The 17,989-nt window shown below is 69.4% G+C and carries 21 protein-coding genes; 11 read left to right on the top strand and 10 right to left on the bottom strand.

Annotated features, from left to right (window positions below):
• Positions 1-167: 167 nt before the first annotated feature.
• Positions 168-1,049, top strand: a complete 882-nt coding sequence (locus ACFVJS_RS09005; RefSeq protein ID WP_378878586.1) for a hypothetical protein — start codon at positions 168-170, stop codon at positions 1,047-1,049.
• 2 nt (positions 1,050-1,051) lie between these two features.
• Here the strand turns inward: ACFVJS_RS09005 and ACFVJS_RS09000 are convergent, their stop codons facing one another.
• The 3 genes from ACFVJS_RS09000 to ACFVJS_RS08990 all read right to left on the bottom strand — a co-directional run bounded on the left by ACFVJS_RS09000 (position 1,052) and on the right by ACFVJS_RS08990 (position 3,937).
• Positions 1,052-1,336, bottom strand: a complete 285-nt coding sequence (locus ACFVJS_RS09000) for a hypothetical protein (protein ID WP_378878584.1) — start codon at positions 1,334-1,336, stop codon at positions 1,052-1,054.
• Between the two features lie 22 nt (positions 1,337-1,358).
• Positions 1,359-2,645, bottom strand: a complete 1,287-nt coding sequence (gene purD / locus ACFVJS_RS08995; RefSeq protein WP_378878582.1) for a phosphoribosylamine--glycine ligase — start codon at positions 2,643-2,645, stop codon at positions 1,359-1,361.
• Between the two features lie 77 nt (positions 2,646-2,722).
• Positions 2,723-3,937 carry a DUF4032 domain-containing protein gene (locus ACFVJS_RS08990; protein WP_378878581.1) on the bottom strand — a complete coding sequence of 405 codons (1,215 nt, stop codon included), beginning with the start codon at positions 3,935-3,937 and terminating at the stop codon, positions 2,723-2,725.
• 39 nt (positions 3,938-3,976) lie between these two features.
• Between ACFVJS_RS08990 and purB the strand changes: the two genes are divergently transcribed.
• From purB to ACFVJS_RS08975, 3 genes are read left to right on the top strand one after another with little or no spacing between them, the layout of a single operon-like run.
• Positions 3,977-5,407 (top strand): adenylosuccinate lyase, encoded by a 1,431-nt coding sequence (gene purB, locus ACFVJS_RS08985; RefSeq protein WP_378878579.1) that lies wholly within the window; start codon positions 3,977-3,979, stop codon positions 5,405-5,407.
• A gap of 5 nt (positions 5,408-5,412) precedes the next feature.
• Complete coding sequence (locus tag ACFVJS_RS08980) at positions 5,413-5,817, top strand: NUDIX domain-containing protein (RefSeq protein WP_378878577.1); 405 nt, start codon at positions 5,413-5,415, stop codon at positions 5,815-5,817.
• Positions 5,818-5,856: 39 nt separating this feature from the next.
• Positions 5,857-6,756, top strand: a complete 900-nt coding sequence (locus ACFVJS_RS08975; protein ID WP_378878575.1) for an oxygenase MpaB family protein — start codon at positions 5,857-5,859, stop codon at positions 6,754-6,756.
• On the opposite strand, the gene ACFVJS_RS08970 is transcribed toward ACFVJS_RS08975, so the two are convergent.
• A complete protein-coding gene (locus ACFVJS_RS08970; RefSeq protein ID WP_165111380.1) occupies positions 6,743-7,060 on the bottom strand; it encodes an antibiotic biosynthesis monooxygenase in 318 nt (105 codons plus the stop codon). The genes ACFVJS_RS08975 and ACFVJS_RS08970 overlap by 14 nt on opposite strands.
• A 58-nt stretch (positions 7,061-7,118) precedes the next feature.
• Between ACFVJS_RS08970 and ACFVJS_RS08965 the strand changes: the two genes are divergently transcribed.
• Positions 7,119-7,694, top strand: coding sequence for an antibiotic biosynthesis monooxygenase (locus ACFVJS_RS08965; RefSeq protein ID WP_378878573.1), 576 nt, complete (start codon positions 7,119-7,121; stop codon positions 7,692-7,694).
• Here ACFVJS_RS08965 and ACFVJS_RS08960 read toward each other — a convergent pair.
• Complete coding sequence (locus ACFVJS_RS08960) at positions 7,691-8,023, bottom strand: ArsR/SmtB family transcription factor (RefSeq protein WP_378878571.1); 333 nt, start codon at positions 8,021-8,023, stop codon at positions 7,691-7,693. The two genes, ACFVJS_RS08965 and ACFVJS_RS08960, sit on opposite strands and share 4 nt — an antisense overlap.
• 69 nt (positions 8,024-8,092) lie before the next feature.
• Between ACFVJS_RS08960 and ACFVJS_RS08955 the strand changes: the two genes are divergently transcribed.
• A complete protein-coding gene (locus ACFVJS_RS08955; protein ID WP_378878569.1) occupies positions 8,093-9,316 on the top strand; it encodes an MFS transporter in 1,224 nt (407 codons plus the stop codon).
• Between the two features lie 14 nt (positions 9,317-9,330).
• Here ACFVJS_RS08955 and ACFVJS_RS08950 read toward each other — a convergent pair whose 3' ends face one another.
• Together ACFVJS_RS08950 and ACFVJS_RS08945 are read right to left on the bottom strand one after the other, a co-directional pair.
• Complete coding sequence (locus tag ACFVJS_RS08950; RefSeq protein ID WP_378878568.1) at positions 9,331-9,468, bottom strand: hypothetical protein; 138 nt, start codon at positions 9,466-9,468, stop codon at positions 9,331-9,333.
• Positions 9,468-10,064: a hypothetical protein gene (locus ACFVJS_RS08945; protein ID WP_378878566.1), complete on the bottom strand. Its 597-nt coding sequence runs from the start codon at positions 10,062-10,064 to the stop codon at positions 9,468-9,470. The genes ACFVJS_RS08950 and ACFVJS_RS08945 overlap by 1 nt, the downstream gene beginning before the upstream one ends.
• Before the next feature lie 133 nt (positions 10,065-10,197).
• On the opposite strand from ACFVJS_RS08945, the gene ACFVJS_RS08940 reads away from it, so the two are divergent.
• Positions 10,198-11,106, top strand: coding sequence for a phosphoribosylaminoimidazolesuccinocarboxamide synthase (locus ACFVJS_RS08940; RefSeq protein WP_378878564.1), 909 nt, complete (start codon positions 10,198-10,200; stop codon positions 11,104-11,106).
• Between the two features lie 115 nt (positions 11,107-11,221).
• Positions 11,222-12,784 carry a long-chain fatty acid--CoA ligase gene (locus tag ACFVJS_RS08935; protein ID WP_378878563.1) on the top strand — a complete coding sequence of 521 codons (1,563 nt, stop codon included), beginning with the start codon at positions 11,222-11,224 and terminating at the stop codon, positions 12,782-12,784.
• A gap of 73 nt (positions 12,785-12,857) precedes the next feature.
• On the opposite strand, the gene ACFVJS_RS08930 is transcribed toward ACFVJS_RS08935, so the two are convergent.
• Positions 12,858-14,456: an MFS transporter gene (locus ACFVJS_RS08930; protein ID WP_378878561.1), complete on the bottom strand. Its 1,599-nt coding sequence runs from the start codon at positions 14,454-14,456 to the stop codon at positions 12,858-12,860.
• A gap of 95 nt (positions 14,457-14,551) precedes the next feature.
• Between ACFVJS_RS08930 and ACFVJS_RS08925 the strand changes: the two genes are divergently transcribed.
• Complete coding sequence (locus ACFVJS_RS08925) at positions 14,552-15,181, top strand: helix-turn-helix domain-containing protein (protein ID WP_378878559.1); 630 nt, start codon at positions 14,552-14,554, stop codon at positions 15,179-15,181.
• A 291-nt stretch (positions 15,182-15,472) separates the two neighbouring features.
• On the opposite strand, the gene ACFVJS_RS08920 is transcribed toward ACFVJS_RS08925, so the two are convergent.
• A complete protein-coding gene (locus ACFVJS_RS08920) occupies positions 15,473-15,721 on the bottom strand; it encodes a hypothetical protein (RefSeq protein ID WP_378878557.1) in 249 nt (82 codons plus the stop codon).
• A gap of 79 nt (positions 15,722-15,800) precedes the next feature.
• On the opposite strand from ACFVJS_RS08920, the gene purS reads away from it, so the two are divergent.
• Together purS and purQ are read left to right on the top strand one after the other, a co-directional pair.
• Complete coding sequence (gene purS / locus ACFVJS_RS08915; RefSeq protein ID WP_378878555.1) at positions 15,801-16,064, top strand: phosphoribosylformylglycinamidine synthase subunit PurS; 264 nt, start codon at positions 15,801-15,803, stop codon at positions 16,062-16,064.
• Positions 16,061-16,729 (top strand): phosphoribosylformylglycinamidine synthase subunit PurQ, encoded by a 669-nt coding sequence (purQ, locus tag ACFVJS_RS08910; RefSeq protein WP_378878553.1) that lies wholly within the window; start codon positions 16,061-16,063, stop codon positions 16,727-16,729. The genes purS and purQ overlap by 4 nt, the downstream gene beginning before the upstream one ends.
• 9 nt (positions 16,730-16,738) lie before the next feature.
• Here the strand turns inward: purQ and ACFVJS_RS08905 are convergent.
• Positions 16,739-17,989, bottom strand: a 1,251-nt coding sequence (locus ACFVJS_RS08905; protein WP_378878550.1) for a glycoside hydrolase domain-containing protein, incomplete at its 5' end; no start/stop codon positions are given.

The following is a 17,989-nucleotide window of genomic DNA, read 5'->3' as shown; positions in this document are numbered from 1 at the left end:
ACACTGAAAAAAAAATCCCCCCCACCTGCGGTCTTTATGCTGTGGGTGTTCTTGGGCCCACTCACAGCTCCACAACTCGTGGTTATCCACAACCCACGCCCTTTGCCGTTGCGGCACTGCCACGTCTGGGGTCTCTTGAGGGTATGGGAGAGCAGGGGTGGCGTGCGGTGGCTGGAGCGCAGGGTGGATTGATCACCCGGGCGCAGCTGGCCGAGGCCGGCATGACGCGGTGGAGCGTCGCACATCGGATCGCGTCGGAACGGTGGCAGCTGCTGTCGCCGACCGTCGTCGCGACGACCACCGGCGAACTCGGTGAGGAGCAGAGGGTCTGGCACGCGGTGCTGCACGCCGGCGCCGGTGCGATGGCCGGCGCCCTCACCGCGGCGTCGCTCTCCGGCCTGCAGAACTGGCACAGGGACGAGCTCACCGTCCTTGTGCCGTATGAACGGGGACGCCCCAGCGCCCTCTCGGGCGTTCGCTACGTACGGAGTCGGCGTTCGCTGTGTTCAGTGGGGTCGCCGCCGCGATGTCGCATCGAACCGGCGGTGCTCCTCTTCGCCGCCGCCGACAGGTCGGAGCGGACCGCGCAGGGCGTGCTCGCTGCGGTCGTGCAACAACAGCTGACCAGCTCCCAGAGTCTGCTCGACTGGTTGGATCGACTGGCGCCGCTGCGGCGCGCGGCGACCTTGCGGCGAGCGATCGAGGACATCGAGGGCGGCGCTCAGTCGCTCGCGGAGATGGATGTCAGGCGCATGTGCCGCAGCTTCGGGCTGGCGATACCCATCCGTCAGGTGAAGCGCCGGGATGCCGACGGGCGGGTTCGCTACACCGACTGCGAGTGGCGACTCCGGGATGGGCGCACTCTCGTTTTGGAGGTGGACGGCGGCTTTCACATGGAGGCCGAGCACTGGGAGGACGACCTCGCGAGGCAGCGCGCGCTGGCGGCGACGGATCGCATCATCGTCCGGTGCACCGCCCGCGAGCTCCGGGACGAGCCGGAGAAGGTCGCCAGGGACCTGGTCGCCTTGGGCGTCCCCGCTGCCGCTTGACCTCAGCTCGCCGAGCGACGAATGGTGACTCGCCCGGCCCTCAGGTCGACCCCGTGAGGCGGATCGTCACCGTCGGGCGACGGGATCACGTGACCGACGTTGTCCTGCTCCTCGAGGTCGCGTGCGGCGCGGGCGTTGCCGGGATCGAAGACGTCGATGAAGTTGCCGAGGCCGTCACCGATCCCTGCGGAGACGCCACGGCGCGAGGAGCGCAGTGCCTTGTCGCAAGCCGCGATCAGCAGGCCGAGCACGACGACGACGGCGACGCCGAACACGACCCAGGTCATGCTCGGCAGACTACGCCGATGCTCAAAGCAGCGAGGCGCCCTCGACGACACCGAGCGGCTCGGCGGCGATGTCGGAGCGCCGCTGAAGACCGTCGAAGGTGATCAGGTCGGCGGCTGCGTACGCCCGCGAGCGCGCGTCGTCGATGTCGTAGCCCGTCGCTCGGACCGCCAGGACGCGGCCTCCCGCGGTGACCAGGTGGCGGTGGTCGGGCTCCTCCGGCGTGGAGGCGTCGACGATCGCGGTGCCGGCGTGGATCACGTCCACGTCGTTGATCGAGTTGGCGTTGCCGACGCCGGTGATGACGTCGCCCTTCGAGGAGGACTCCGGATAGCCGGCCGAGGCCAGCACGACGGTGACCGAGGCGCCGTCTGAGAAGGTCGGCGCCTCGACGGTGTCCAGAGCGCCGGTGGCAGCGGCGAACAGCAGGTCGCCGAGCGAGGACTCCAGGAGCGCGAGCACGGGCTGGGAGTCGGGGTCACCGAAGCGGCAGTTGAACTCGATCACCTTCGGGCCCTTGGCGGTCAGGGACAGGCCGACGTAGAGGCACCCGACGAACGGGGCGCCACGCTTCTCCATCTCGGCCAGCGTCGGCTCCACGACGGTCGCCAGCACGACGTCGGCGAGGTCGGGCTGCGCCCACGGCAGCGGCGAGTAGGCACCCATGCCGCCGGTGTTGCCGCCCTTACCGCCGTCGAAGATCCGCTTGAAGTCCTGCGCCGGCTGCAGCGCGTAGGCCCGGGTGCCGTCGCAGATCGCGAACAGCGATACCTCGGGGCCGTCGAGGAACTCCTCGATGACGACCCGTTCGCAGGCGGCCGCGTGAGCCAGCGCCTCCTCGCGGTCACGCGTCACGACGACGCCCTTGCCCGCGGCAAGGGCATCGTCCTTGACGACGTACGGCGCGCCGAACTCGTCCAGCGCGGCGGCCGCCTCCTCGGGCGTGGTCGCCACCCGCGAGCCCGCGGTCGGCACCCCGGCCGCGGACATCACGTCCTTGGAGAACGCCTTCGACCCCTCGAGCCGCGCGGCTGCCTCCGACGGCCCGAAGACGGCGATCCCCGCCTCACGAACCGCGTCGGCGACCCCGGCCACCAGCGGCGCCTCGGGTCCGACGACGACCAGGTCGACGCCCAGCTCACCGGCCAGGGAGGCGATCGCCGGGCCGGACATGATGTCCACCTCCCGCAGCGTGGCGAACGCCGCGATCCCGGGGTTCCCGGGCGCGGCATACACCTCGTTCCCTTCCTGGGAGAGCTTCAGAGCGAGCGCGTGCTCACGACCACCGGTGCCAACGACAAGGATCCTCACGGGCCCACCTTATGCCGCGACGGGGTTGTGAACCCGAGCGTGGTCCATAGGTCACTCCCAGCTTCACGACCCGAGACTCAGTCCTCGGCGGGCGGGGTCACCGCTTCGTCGGGGCGGTGCTGGATGACGTCCTCGTAGTAGGACTCGGCGGCGTTGATGAGCTTGACCCACTCGCCGGCGAACTGGGAGAGCACCCAGCGATGCTCCAGGATCTCGTGGAACATCTGCGCCGGGGTGAGCTTGGCGGCGGCGCCGGGCGGGCGCATCGCGACGATGGGCTCGTAGATCTCGCGCAGCCAGCGGCCGGCGGCGACCTCGATCGGCTGGTCGCCGAGCTCACGGGTGGCGCGGTAGGCAGAGATGTCGTTGAGGATCCGTCGTGCCTGGGCGTCCTGGACGTCGAGCCCGGTCAGCGTACGCAGCTCGCGGCGGTGGTGGCCCAGCTCGACCACCCGCGGCCGCAAGGCCACCGTGTCGCCGTCCTCGCTGGTGGTGATGTCGAGCTCCTCGACGTCGAAGCCGAGGTCGTGCAGGCGCTCGATGCGCTGCTCGATGTGCCACATCTCCTCGGCGGAGAAGACCTGCTCCTCGGTGAGCTCGCGCCACAGCGCGGCGTAGCGGGTCTGCAGCCGCTCGACGATCGCGTCGATCGGGAACGCCTCCGGCAGCGACTCGCTCGCCTGCAGGTCCAGCAGCTCGCCGTAGATGTTCTGGTAGGCGACGTCGAGGTCGTACTCCCGCAGCCGGTCGGAGAGCTCGGGTTTCAGCTCCCCGGTCTCGGCGTCGACCAGGTAGGCGGCGAACCCGTTCGCGTCGCGGACGAAGAGGACGTTCGACAAGGACACGTCGCCCCAGTAGAAGCCGGCCAGGTGGAGGCGTACGAGCAGGACGACGAGGGCGTCGATCAGGCTCGGGAGCCGGTCGGCGGCCAGGCCCCGTTCGAACAGGGCGCGATAGGGGAGCGAGTAGGTGAGGTGCTCGGTCATCAGGGCGGCGTTGAGATCGTTGCCGTCGTGGTCCTTGCGGCCGGTGACGACGCTCTTGGCGACCACCGTCGGCAGGCCGAGACGCTGCAGCTCGCGCAGCATGTTGTATTCCCGCCGCGCGATGTCGGCCTGGGTCTCCTTGACGGCGTAGACATGGTTGCGCACGCGCACGATGCGTACGACGTGCCGGCTCAAACCGCGGGTCAGCGGCACCACGACGTCGTCCGGCCAGTCCTCCAGAGCCCGCGACCAGGGCAGGGTGTAGATCGCCGGGTCGGGCCGGCTGGCGAGGATCTGCAGAGCCATACCGCCACGTTAGTGGGGGTGAGCATCGGACATGGGAGAATGTCCACCGTGACTGTGGTGCCCAACGTCCTCGCCAACCGCTATGCCGCTGCCGACCTCGCCGGGATCTGGAGTCCCGAGCACAAGATCGTGCTGGAGCGCCAGCTCTGGATCGCGGTGCTCAAGGCTCAGAAGGATCTCGGCATCGACGTCCCCGACGGGGTCGTGGAGGCGTACGAGAAGGTCGTCGAGGACGTCGACCTCGACTCGATCGCGGCCCGTGAGCGGGTGACCCGCCACGACGTGAAGGCGCGGATCGAGGAGTTCGCCGCGCTGGCCGGCCACGAGCACATCCACAAGGGCATGACCAGCCGCGACCTCACCGAGAACGTCGAGCAGCTCCAGGTGCTCTCGTCCCTGAAGGTGATCCGCGACCGCGCCGTCGCGACGCTGGCCCGTCTGGCGCGGCTCGCGACCGAGCACGAGACCACCGTCATGGCCGGCCGCAGCCACAACGTCGCCGCCCAGGCGACGACGCTCGGCAAGCGGTTCGCGACCGTTGCCGACGAGATGCTCGTCGGCCTCCAGCGGGTCGAGGAGCTCATCGTGCGTTACCCGCTGCGCGGGATCAAGGGGCCGATGGGCACCGCCCAGGACATGCTCGACCTGCTCGACGGTGACGCCGGCAAGCTCGCCGCGCTCGAGGAGCGGGTCGCGGCCCACCTCGGCTTCGACAACGTCTTCACCAGCGTCGGCCAGGTCTACCCGCGCTCGCTCGACTTCGACGCCGTCTCGGCGCTGGTCCAGCTGGTCTCCGGTCCCTCCAACCTCTCGACCACGATCCGGCTGATGGCCGGCAACGAGCTGGTCACCGAGGGCTTCAAGGAGGGCCAGGTCGGCTCCAGCGCGATGCCCCACAAGATGAACTCGCGCTCCACCGAGCGGGTCAACGGCCTCTCGGTCGTGCTGCGCGGCTACCTGTCGATGATCTCCGAGCTGGCCGGCGACCAGTGGAACGAAGGTGACGTCTCCGACTCGGTCGTGCGCCGCGTCGCGCTCCCCGACGCCTTCTTCGCCGCCGACGGCCTCTTCCAGACCTTCCTCACCGTGCTCGACGAGTTCGGTGCCTTCCCGGCCGTGATCCAGCGCGAGCTCGACCGCTACCTGCCCTTCCTGGCGACCACCAAGGTCCTGATGGCTGCCGTGCGCAACGGCGTCGGCCGGGAGGAGGCTCACGAGGCGATCAAGGAGGCCGCCGTCGGCACCGCGCTGTCGATGCGCAAGGGCCAGGCCGAGAACGACGTCTTCGCCAAGCTGGGCGCCGACCCGCGCCTCGGTCTGACCGAGGACCAGATCCAGTCGCTCGTCGCCGAGCCGATCGAGTTCACCGGTGCTGCCGTCGCGCAGGTCCAAGAGGTCGTACGCCGCGTAGAGGCCGTCATCGCCCGCCACCCGGAGGCCGCGGCCTACGTGCCGGGGGAGATCCTCTGAGCCCGGTGACGGGCCCGGTGATCACCGTCGCGGCGGTCGTCTTCCGGGATGGTGAGGGGCGGATGCTGACCGTCCGCAAGCACGGCACCTCGAGCTTCATGCTCCCCGGCGGGAAGCTGGAGCCCGGGGAGACGGCCGCGCAGGCGGCCGTCCGCGAGGTGGCCGAAGAGCTCGGCGTACGTCTTCGGGTCGAGGACCTCACCCTGCTCGGTGAGTTCGAGGCCGACGCCGCCAACGAGCCGGGTCACCTGGTGCGCTCGACGGTGTTCACCTGGGCCGGTGAGGTGACGCCCGACGTGGCCGCCGAGATCGCAGAGCTGCGCTGGGCGACGCTCGCGGAGATCACCGAGGGGGCCCACTTCGCCCCGCTGACCAGGGAGCACGTCGTCCCGGCTCTCCAGCCGGCCTGATCCTCGGCGGCCTCCACCGCACGGTGGCAGACTGTCGACATGGCCGGGTACTTCGCCGCCGACTCGATGGTCGTCCGCGCGATGCGCCAACGCGCCGTCGGGCTGACCTGGGGTCAGCGGGCGCTGGTGCTCGGCGGGCTGCACCCCCGGCTCTTCGTCGGCACCGCCCAGCACACGGTGCACCGGGTGACGCCCTACACGAGGCTCGCGTTGACCGCCCGGCTGATGGAGACGGTCTTCCTCGGCACCACGGAGGAGGCCGACCGAGCCCTGGCGTTCACCGCGAGGCGCCATGTCCCCGTCGACGGGACGATGGCGGTCGACGGTGGGCCGGCCCATCCCGTCGGCGCGCACTACTCGGCCACCGACCCCGGGCTGATGTGGTGGACGGCGGCCTTCGCGCTCGACTCGGTCGAGTTCATGTACGACGCCCTGGTGCGCCCCCTCCGTCCGGACGAGCGCGAGGAGCTCTTCGACGGGTTCGTGACCTGGGCCGGTCTCTTCGGCATGCCTCCCGAAGCCGCGCCGGCGTCCTATCCCGACTTCCGCCGCCGCTTCGACGCCTGGCTCTCCTCGGACGAGCCGTATCTCGTCGACGAGGCGCGCCTGGTCGGACGCCACATCGCCGGCACCGCCGGCTACCACCTGCCCGGCGGGCCACCGACCAACGAGACGCTCCGCACCGTCGTCCAGGGCAGCCTCCCGCCGCTCGTCCGCGAGCACTACGGCATCCCGTGGTCGGCCGCGGACGAGGCGCGCTGGCGGGCCGTACGCACCGCCAGCCGTCTCGCCCACGGCCGTCTCTCGCTCCTCGGGCCCACGCCGCTGCTGCGCGGGCGGAGCGAGCACTTCTACAAGGTCGTCCAGCGGGGTGAGCAGTCCTTGGTGCGCCGGGGCGGGGTCAGCATCCCCGGCGTCTCCGACGTCAGGCCGGCTTGACGTCCAGCACGACCTCGAACTCCAGCAGGTCAGCGCCGGTGGAGACCGGCTTGCGCGGCGCCTCGCCCGGTGGGGTCGCGTGGGCGGCTCGGGCGTCCCCGTCGCGCCAGGCCGCGAAGGACTCCTCGGAGTCCCAGTGGGTGACCACGAAGTAGCGGTCATCGCCGGCCACCGGGCGCAGCAGCTGGAAACCGAGGAAGCCCGGCGACTTCTCGACCGCCCCGGCACGGGCCGCGAACCGCTTCTCGAGCTCCGCGCCGGCACCCTCCGGAACCTGGATTGCATTGATCTTCACCACAGACATGCCGCAAACCTATGCGAGGGCTGGGGATGCGGCGTACGTGCCTGCGACGATGGACGGCATGTCCGAGCCGGTAACCGTGACCATCGCCCGTCGAGTCTCCGTGGAGCGTCGCGACGAGATGGTCGCCTGGATGCAGGCGGGGATCCGGCTGGCCAGCGAGTTCCCCGGCTTCCTCGGGGCCGGCTGGGTGCGGCCGGCGCCGGACTCCGACCAGTGGCACCTGCTCTACCGGTTCGACTCCCACGAGACCCTGGGGCGCTGGGACAACAGTCGCCAGCGCGGCTGGTGGCTGGGTGCGGGCGAGCCGTTCGTGGAGGAGACCCGGGTCGAGCGGCGCACCGGGATCGAGGGCTGGTTCGACCCGCCCAGCACCTACGACGTCGAGCAGGTCTCCGGCGTCGCGACGGCTCCACCGCGGTGGAAGCAGACGATCACGATCTTCCTGATGTTCTACCCGGTCAGCGTGCTCGCCAACTGGCTGCTCGGGCCGCTCGTCGAGGGCTGGGAGCTGCCGCTCAAGGTGCTCGGGGTGATGGCCGTGACGCTGCCGTTCATGACCTACTTCGGGCTGCCGTGGATCACCCGCAACATGGAGTGGTTCCTGCACGGGCGCCCGGCGCCCTGGCGTCGCTAGGGCTTCGCGTTGCCGTCCGCCGCGGAGAGGACGGCATCGAGGAGCCCGGGGAAGCGTGCGTCGAGATCCTCGCGCCGCAGGGAGAGGCGGCGGCCCCGGCCGTTGGCCTCGTTGCGGACCACCCCGGACGTACGCAGCACCTTCATCAGGTGCGACTTGGTCGACTTCGGCACGTCCGGGTTGCTCAGGTGGCACTCCGCCATGTCGAGGGGACCGTCGACCAGCTGGCGCGCGATCGCCAGGCGCTCGGGGTCGCTGAGCGCGAAGAGCACGGACGTCAGTGAGATCTCCGACCGATCGGGATGCGGGAGGTTCGGGGAAGAACTCATGGTTCGATAATAGTTGCACAGTCGTCGGAAGGCACGTACTCTCCTAAATAGTTCGAAAAAATTCGAACGATGGATGGAGTGGTGATGTCGGCAGAGGTGATGAGCGGGACGACGACGGACGTCGTCTCGGGGCGGCGGCTCGGGGCCGGAGTGGCGCTCGGGGCGGTCGTGCTGATGATGGCCGGGGCCAGTGCGCCCTCGCCCTTCTATCCGGACCTCCAGGTGGGTCTCGGTCTGCAGCCCTGGGTGATGACGGCGGTCTTCGCGGTCTACGCCGTCGCGCTGCTGGTCACCCTGCTCGTGCTCGGCTCGGTCTCCGACCACGTCGGCCGTCGCCCGGTGGTCACGGTCGGGTTCCTGCTGCTGGCCGCCAGCTTCGCGCTCTTCCGGAGCGCCGACGCTGCCGCCCTCCTCTTCGAGGCGCGCATCCTGCAGGGCGTCGCCAGCGGACTCCTGCTCTCGACCCTGTCTGCCGCCGTGGCCGACTTCGAGCGGCCCTCGCGGCCCGGTTCGGCGGCGGTGGTCAACGCGGTCGCGCCGATGGTCGGTCTGGCCGTGGGTGCCGTCGTCTCCGGTGTGGTCCTGCAGGTGAGCGGGGACGCGCGGATCATCGTCTTCGACGCCCTGGTGGTGCTGTCGCTCCTGCTCGCGGCAGGCGTGTGGCTCACTCCGGAGACGGCCCCTCGCCACGACGGCCTGCTCACCTCGCTGCGTCCGCGGATCGCCGTGCCTCCCGCGATCCGGGGCCTGCTCGCCAGCAGCGCCCCGGCGATCTTCGCCGGCTGGGCCACCGGTGGCCTCTTCCTCTCCCTCGGCGCCGCGATCGTACGCACCGAGCTGGGTGCCCACAGCCATGTCCTCCAGGGGCTGGCCATCGGATTCCTCGCCGGTGCCGGGGCGGTGGCTGCGTACGTCTTCCGGAACCGCTCGGCGCGGGCGACGACGCTCTACGGCACGACCGCGCTCGCCGTCGGCACCGTGCTCAGCCTGCTCGCCCTGCTGTCCGGCTCGGCGACGGCCTACCTCGCCGCCGTGGTCGTGGCGGGCACGGGCTTCGGCACTGCCTTCTTCGGGATCCTGCGCTCGATCATGCCGCTCCTCCCCGCCCATGAGCGGGCCGAGGTCTTCGCGGTGATCTTCATCGTGTCCTACCTGGCCTTCGGTGTCCCCGCCGTCATCGCCGGTCTGCTGACGCCGGAGATCGGTCTCGCGGCCACGACGTACGCCTACGGTGCCGTCGTCGTGCTGCTCTCCGCGACCGCCGGGCTGCTGCGCTGGCGCAGCAGCCACTGATCCCGGGCATCTTGTCAGGGGTGGGCGATCGCGCCGCCGAAGATCTTGTTGCCTACGGCCACGCCGACACGGGTCAGCGGGACGATGTCCTGCTCGATGACGTCCAGCAGACGGCGTACGTCCGCCTCGTCGAACCGGACCGCCGGCGACATCAGATCAGGGCCTCCCCGCCGTGGGTGGCGAGCTTGCGGGCGACCTCGGCGAGGTCGGCGCGCCAGATCTCCGCGGGGCCGGGCGGGAGGATGTCGTCCCAGTCGGGCGAGAAGCTGCCGCGTACGGAGAGCAGGTCCTGCGGACGAGCCAGGAACCACATGTGCAGGTGCTCGGCGCCGTCCCCGATACGCATCGCGTGGCAGCGGGCGATGTTGGGCAGGCTCTCGATGATCCGGACGAGCCGCACGGTGAGAACGCCGAACTCCGCCGCCTGGTGCTCGTCGAGATCAGGTAGGTCGTAGTGCTCGAGCGGCTCGAGGATCAGCACCAGCGGGAGGCCCGACTGCTTCAGGTGCTTCACCCGCCAGCTCTCGTCCTGCCAGATCACGCCGGGCAGGTCGGTGCCGCACAGCTTGCAGTCGACGCCGTCCTCACCCGAGCGCGGCTCCTCGGGAGCCGGGGGAGCGAGGGGCTTCGGGGCGATCTGCCCGTCGCGTACGACCCACGGAAAGATGTCCCAATCGGTGATGCTCGGGGCGGGCAGGTCACCGCCGGCCTGGACGCGGGCGTAGATCTGATCAGCTGTCTCGGCCATGGCTCGAAACTCTGCCACAGCGAGCGACGCTGTAACACGCTGTTCGTGGGACCAGCCGGTCGTTCCGGTAGGGCGAGTAGCTCCACGAACAGCGTGTTACACCCCTCGGTGGACCATCTCTTAGGCTGATCCCGTGGCTGAACTCAACATCCCTCCGGCGCCGGCGATCCCGGGCGCGAAGCACCTCCACTCCGGCAAGGTGCGCGACCTCTACGAGCTGGAGGAGGGTCCCTACGCGGGCCAGCTCCTGATGGTCGCCAGCGACCGCATCTCGGCCTTCGACCACGTCTTCGACACGGTGATCCCGGACAAGGGCGAGATTCTCACGAAGCTGTCGCTGTGGTGGTTCGAGCAGTTCGAGGACCTGGTGCCGACCCACGTCATCTCGACCGACGTCCCCGCGGCCGTCGAAGGGCGTGCGGTGGTCGCCCAGAAGCTCCACATGCTGCCGGTCGAGTGCGTCGCCCGCGGCTATCTGACCGGCTCGGGCCTGCGTGAGTACGAGGCCACCGGCGAGGTCTGCGGCATCCGCCTGCCCGCCGGTCTGGTCGACGGCTCCCGGCTCACCCCGCCGATCTTCACTCCGGCCACCAAGGCCGAGCTCGGCGACCACGACGAGAACGTCACCTACGAATACATCTCCCGGCTGATCGGTGAGGACGACGCCGCGGCGGTGCGCCGGCTGACCCTCGCCGTCTACCAGCGCGCCGACGAGATCGCCCGCGGCAGCGGCCTGATCCTGGCCGACACGAAGTTCGAGTTCGGCGTACGCCAGGACGACCTTGGCATCCGCACGATCGTGCTCGCCGACGAGGTCCTCACTCCGGACTCCTCCCGCTACTGGGATGCGGCGCAGTGGCACCCGGGTTCCGCGATCCCCAGCTTCGACAAGGACGTGATCCGCCGCTGGCTGCTCTCGCCCGAGTCCGGCTGGGACCGGGCCGCCGGTGGTCCGCCGCCGGAGTTGCCCGAGGAGATCGTCGCGCGCACGCGGGCGAAGTACGTCGAGGCGTACGAGAAGCTCACCGGCCACCGCTTCTGACGAACGGCAGGCAAAGTTTCAGGGACGCGTGTCGCACTAAAATCGAGACTCTGTTTCCTGGGGTCCTACTTGCGGGTAGGTTGTGACGCGTAACACGCACACCACTGGAGGCCAAGTGTCCACGTACAACCTCGCTTCGCTGCTCGAAGACTCCGCGGCGAACTATCCCGAGCGCACCGCGATCGTGCTGGGTGACATCCGTCTGAACTACGCCCAGGTCAACGGAGCCGCCAACCAGGTCGCGAACCTGCTGGCGAGCAAGGGCATCGGTGCGGGCGACCGGGTCGCCCTGATGAGCCCGAACCTGCCCTACTTCACGATGGTCTACTTCGGCATCCTCAAGGCCGGGGCCACCGTGGTGCCGCTCAACGTGCTGCTCAAGGGGCGCGAGGTGGCCTACCACCTCCAGGACTCCGACGCGAAGGCCCTCTTCGCCTTCGAGGGCACGCCGGAGCTCGCCATCGGCGCCGAGGCGCACGCGGGCGCGCAGGAGGCCGGGATCGAGAACTTCTTCCTGATCACCGCCGACCCGACCGCGGCCTCGCCGATCGAGGGCGTCCCCACGCTGGGCCAGGGCATCGGCACCCAGCCGCCGACCTTCGACACCGTGGCGACCGACGAGGACGACACCGCGGTCATCCTCTACACCTCCGGCACCACCGGGCAGCCCAAGGGCGCCGAGCTGCGTCACCGCAACATGCGCGACAACGCGCTGGCCGGTGCCGAGCTCTTCGGTGCCTCCGCCGACCGGCCCGACACCTACCTGGCCGTGCTGCCGCTCTTCCATGCGTTCGGTCAGACCGTCGTGCAGAACGGCGCGATCGCCTTCGGTGGCACCGTCGTGCTGCTGCCCCGCTTCGACGCGGCGGCCGCGCTCGCGACCATGCTCAAGGAGAGCGTGAGCTTCTTCGCGGGTGTGCCGACGATGTACTGGGGACTGCTCGGTGCCCTCTCCGAGGACATCGACGTGGCCACGCTCGCCAAGAACCTGCGCGTCGCCGCCGCCGGTGGCTCGGCCCTCCCGGTCGAGATCCACAAGGAGTTCGAGAAGCGCTTCGGTGTGACCATCCTCGAGGGCTACGGCCTCTCCGAGACCTCCCCGGTGGCCTCCTTCTCGGAGTACGGCCAGCCCGTACGCCCCGGCTCGATCGGCATTCCGATCCCCGGTGTCGAGATGAAGCTCATCGAGCCCGCCTCCTGGGACGAGATCGAGTGGACCCCCGACGCGATCGGCGAGATCGCGATCAAGGGCCACAACATCTTCAAGGGCTACTACAACCGTCCCGAGGCGACCGCCGAGGTGCTCACCGAGGACGGCTGGTTCCGCTCCGGCGACCTCGCCAAGCGCGACGAGGACGGCTGGTACTACATCGTCGACCGCGCCAAGGAGCTCATCATCCGCGGCGGCTTCAACGTCTACCCGCGCGAGATCGAGGAGGTCCTGCTCACCCACCCGGCGGTGTCGCTGGCCGCCGTCATCGGCGTCCCGCACGACTCCCACGGTGAGGAGATCAAGGCCGTCCTCGTGCTCAAGCCCGGCGCCTCGGCCACGCCCGAGGAGATCGTCGAGTGGAGCAAGGACCAGATGGCGGCCTACAAGTACCCGCGCATCGTCGAGATCGTCGACGCCCTGCCGATGACCGCCACCGGGAAGATCCTCAAGCGCGAGCTCAAGTAGCACATCCCGTACGCCGGCAGCCGCCGTACCTCGAAGGTCGCAGTCACTCAGTGGCTGCGACCTTCGACATGGATCACCGATGAACCTCGGTGACCTGGTCGGCTGGCTCGGGCTCGACTGCCGGCCGAGGGCCACGGGCAAGGACGTAGACGAACAGGACGGCCATCACCGCTGCTCCGGCCCACATCGCGTCCTGCCACCCCGCGACGAATGATTCCTGTGCGGCACGGACCACGGCAGAGGCCTGGTCGCCGGCGCCACCGGCGGCGGCGATGGCGTTCGCGACGCCTTCGCGGGCGGAGTCCGCGACGTCGTCCGGAACTCCGTCGAGGTGATCGTCGATCGCGCCCTTGTAACCGGCGGACAGGCCGGCTCCGAGGAGGGCGATGCCCAGTGCGGTGCCGAGCTCGCGCGTCACGTCGTTGAGGGCGGATGCGACGCCTTGACGTTCGCGGGGCAGTGAGCCGGTGATCGCCTCGGTGGCTGGCGTCATGGACAGGCCCATGCCGAGGCCCATGGCGAGCATGCCGGGCAGCACCGCGAGGTAGCCACCTTCGACGGAGACCAGGCTGGCCATGAGGGCGAGCCCGGTGCCGACGAGGAGAATGCCGGTAGCCATGGTGACCCGGGCTCCGATGCGGGCGGCGACCTGTGGGGCGAGGCCGGAGGCGAGCATCATCAGCAACGCCATCGGCATCATCGCCAACGTGGCGCGCAGTGCTGACCACCCGAGCACCGCCTGGAGGAACGGGAAGAGCACCACGAAGATCCCGGCCTGCACGCCGAAGACCAGCAGCAGCGTCACCGATCCGCCGGCCAGACTCCGCTCTACGAAGAGCCGGACGTCGAGCAGGGGTGCCGTCTGGCGCAGCTCCCAGGCGACGAACGCGACGGCAGCGATGATGCCACCGATGAGGCCGATCATGGTCGCAGGTTCGGTCCAGCCGTGCACCGGACCCTCATGGAGGGCGAAGATCAGTCCGAGTACGGCGAGGACGGAGGTGGTCGACCCCACCATGTCGAATCCGTGCCTGGTGTGCTCGCGCGAGTTGGGCACCGAGCGCACGATCATCGCGACCGCAACCAGAACGAGCACGACCGGCAGGGCGAAGAGCCAGCGCCAGGTGGCGACGTCCACGAGCAGCGCGGACAGGTACATGCCGAGGATTCCGCCACCGCCCGCGACGCCGGTCCACACGCCGATTCCCTTGGCGCGTTCCTCCTCGGGGAAGGTCGAGGTGATCACTGCGAGGGTGACCGGCATGATCATGGCCGCGCCCACGCCGGAGAGGAATCGTGAGGCGAGCATCATCTCCGAGGAGGTGGCCAACCCGGCGGCCAGGTTCGCCGCACCGAAGATCATCAGGCCGACGAGCAACACCGGTTTGCGGCCGATCCGGTCACCGAGGGCGCCCAGCGGCAGCAGCAGCGCGGCGAGGCTGATCGTATAGAGGTTGATGAACCACAGCACGGTGCTCTGCGAGGCGTCGAACTCGACGGCCAGATCGGGCTGGGCCACGTTGAGGCCGGTGACCGAGGCGATGACTGCCATCAGCGCGATGCAGACCGCGATCAGGATCGCGCGGCGCTGCCGCGCGTCATGAATGGTCGGGTCGTCTTCCTCGACCGGGTCGCCTGGACCGGTGCTGACGATCGGTGGATTGGTGCTCAATGGACTTCCTTTCAGATCCTGCTTGTCGCTGGATTCGATGGTCCGGAGTCCGGTGCGGATTCGCAAACGTTGTTGCCGAATGGCAATCTGTGACCATGGATGACTCGACCGATCGCACTCTCGACGCGGTGGGGCCACGACTGAAGCAGCTGCGCCAGCGTCGTGACATCACCCTCAGTCACTTGGCTGAAGAGACCGGGATCTCGACCAGCACGCTGTCCCGGCTCGAGGCCGGCCTGCGCCGCCCCACCCTGGAACAGCTGCTCCCTCTGGCGCGGGCCTATGGCGTCACCCTCGACGACCTCGTCGATGCACCACCTACCGGCAATCCGCGCATCAACCTGCGACCCATCGCCTGCGCGGACGGCTCCGTGATCCTGCCTCTGACTCGGAGGCCGGGAGGTATTCAGGCCTACAAGTTCGTCCTTCCCACCGGTCGCGACGACGCCCACCCAGACCTGCGTACCCATGAGGGATACGACTGGGTGTACGTCCTCAACGGCAGGCTCCGGCTCGTCCTGGGCGAGCACGACCTGATCCTCGAGCCCGGTGAAGCAGCGGAGTTCGACACCCGCACGCCGCACTGGTTCGGAGCCACCAGCTCGGGGCCGGTGGAGTACCTCAGCTTGATCGGCAAACAAGGGGAACGCGCTCACGTCCGGGCCGCACCCAGAGCTCGTCAAGGCGCCGCGAGCGTCGACGACCAGGTGGCCCGCGACGCCTAGCTCGGGTCCGCCGGCGCCGATCGTGATCCCGCCCGGCCGGCTGCGCCGGGTGACCGAGCCCGATACGACGGAGGCCGCGACGCTGCCGACCGCGATCGCGGTGAGGAACTGCCCGAGCGTACGCGGGTCGCCACCGAACCTCTCCTCGTTGACCAGCGGGAACAGGCTCACCGGTATGGCCAGGAGAGTCGCCGCCAGGTCGACGCCCCGAGCGATGCCAGCGATGTGACGAGCCACGCGGCCTGGGTGGCCAGCAGCAGGGCAGTGTGAGCTGGACGACGGTCGTGGTCATCAGGATCGAGCGGCGGTCGACCCGGTCCGCCACGGAGCCGCCCAGAGCCCGATGGTGAGCATCGGGACCAGCTGCGCGAGTGCCACGCTGCCGGACCAGAACGGGCTGTGGGTCGCCTCCCAGACCTGGTACATCACCGCGACGCCGATGATCTGCCCGCCGGGCCCCGAGACCGCGCGTCCGAGGAAGAACCGGCGGAAAGCGGGTGACGTACGCAACGGCGTGATATCGATCAGCAGATGGCGCACGAGGACCGACGGCAAAGGCCGAGATGGCCGATAGCCAACGGTTTAGGTGAGCGGCGTATGGCCCACCTAGACTGCAGCCATGCCTCGCGTTGTCGTCGACGTCATGCCCAAGCCCGAGATTCTCGACCCGCAGGGGAAGGCCGTGCTCGGCGCCCTGCCGCGGCTCGGGTTCACCGGGGTCACCGAGGTCCGTCAGGGCAAGCGGTTCGAGCTGGAGATCCCCGAGATCACCGACGATGCGCTCGCCCAGATCGAGAAGCTGGCCGAGACCTTCCTGGCCAACACGGTGATCGAGAACTACGTCGTCCGCGTGGAAGAGCCGGTCCAGGAGAAGGCCAAGTGAAGATCGGCGTCATCACCTTCCCGGGCACCCTCGACGACGTCGACGCGCAGCGCGCCGTACGCATCGGTGGTAACGAGGCCGTCGCGCTCTGGCACGGCGACCACGACCTGCAGGGCGTCGACGCGGTGATCCTGCCGGGCGGCTTCTCCTACGGTGACTACCTGCGCTGCGGCGCCATCTCGCGCTTCGCCCCGATCATGACCGAGGTCATCGAGGGTGCGCAGAAGGGTCTCCCGGTCCTCGGCATCTGCAACGGCTTCCAGATGCTCGTGGAGTCCCACCTGCTCCCCGGCGGTCTGTTGCGCAACGATCACCTCAAGTTCATCTGCCGCGACCAGAAGCTGCGCATCGAGAACAGCTCGACCGCCTGGACCTCCGCGTTCACCAGGGACCAGGAGATCGTGGTCCCGCTGAAGAACGGCGAGGGGCAGTACGTCGCCGACGCCGACACCATCAAGCGGCTCGAGGACGAGGGTCGCGTCGTCGCGCGCTACCTCGACGTCAACCCCAACGGCTCGGTCAACGACATCGCCGGCATCACCAACGAGGCCGGCAACGTCGTCGGCCTGATGCCCCATCCCGAGCACGCGGTCGAGACCCTCACCGGCTCGGGTCTTGACGGGCTGGGCTTCTTCACCTCCCTTGCGGAGAAGGCGTTCGCCTGACCTCTCGCCTCAGCGACCCCGAGACAGGTCGTACCAGGTGACCGCCGTCGCGAAGCCGTTGACGGAGCGCCCGAGGCGCCGCTGGTAGGCGACCAGGCCGACGTGGGTGTTCCAGTCGAGGACCCCGGTGACCTTGACCCGTTCCTCGGTGCGGGTGGTGGAGTTGAGGGCCCGCTGGAGGTCGCGGACCTGGTCGCCGGCGGAGCCGCGCTTCAGGATCGGGTGCCGGTTGGCGGCCCACAGCGTCTTCCAGGCGCCCCGGGACCACAGGTCGCGGACGGCCAGGCCGTGCGTACGCTGCCAGCTGTGGACGGCGGCGCGGAGCGCGGAGCCGTAGTAGCCGCTCATCACGCCGTCGAAGCTGCCGCGGGTGCTGAGCATGCACTTGAGCGCCTTCACGTACGACGCGGGAGGCGTGTAGGTCGACGTCGCCGGGCGCAGGTCGGGGTAGTAGTCGAAGTCGACGCGTACGCCACCGCACCGGACCACCGGCGGGGCGTGGGAGCCGCGGCCGACGTCGAGATAGTCGGAGTCGATGTTGATCGTGACGCCGCCGTGGGTCTCGTCGTGGCCGCCGCGATACTGCTTGACCCGGTCGTGGTCGCTCCAGACCGAATCGGGGATGTACGTCGTCGAGGTGTTCGCCTTGCCGTCCCAGTCGGCGATCCACAGGTCGGCGGGATAGGTGAACCCGCTCGGCTGGGCGCGCCAGACGTCGTAGATCGCCTTGATCCCCGAGGCGGCGCTCGAGTACATCGCCGAGCGGTAGCCCAGCACCTTGATCCGGTAGCTCCACGCCGAGATGAACCACATCGCCGACTCACGGCAGAGCCGGTTGGAGATGTCGAAGGCCTCCAGGTCGTAGAACAACGTGCTGCCGGCCGCGATCCCGTAGCCCTTGGCGGCGGTGACCGCCGCATTGGCCTCGTTGATCGCCTGACGCCTCGCCGCCCAGTAGCCGTCGGCCGGGTCAGGGTTGATCTTCGGGTCGTCGCCGTAGCGCGGATAGCGCGGGTTGCACGAGGCCTGCGGGCCGAGGGTGATCGGCAGCAGCCGCCAGCCGCGGGCCTGCTGGTTGCGCACCCAGGTCGCCGAGAGGTACGTCTGGACCCGACAGGCGCGCGACTTACCGGCGATGTAGATGCCCACGCCGGTGAAGTTCGAGTCCGCCCACCAGCGGTCCATCGCGGTCTGCGACGGCGCCTGGCACTGGTCGAAGCCGAAGCCGGTGAAGTTGCCCGGAGTGACCGGGTTCGCGGC

Source organism: Nocardioides sp. NPDC057772, assembly GCF_042798075.1.
GTDB lineage: Bacteria > Actinomycetota > Actinomycetes > Propionibacteriales > Nocardioidaceae > Nocardioides.
This window is presented reverse-complemented; position numbering and strand designations above follow the sequence as displayed.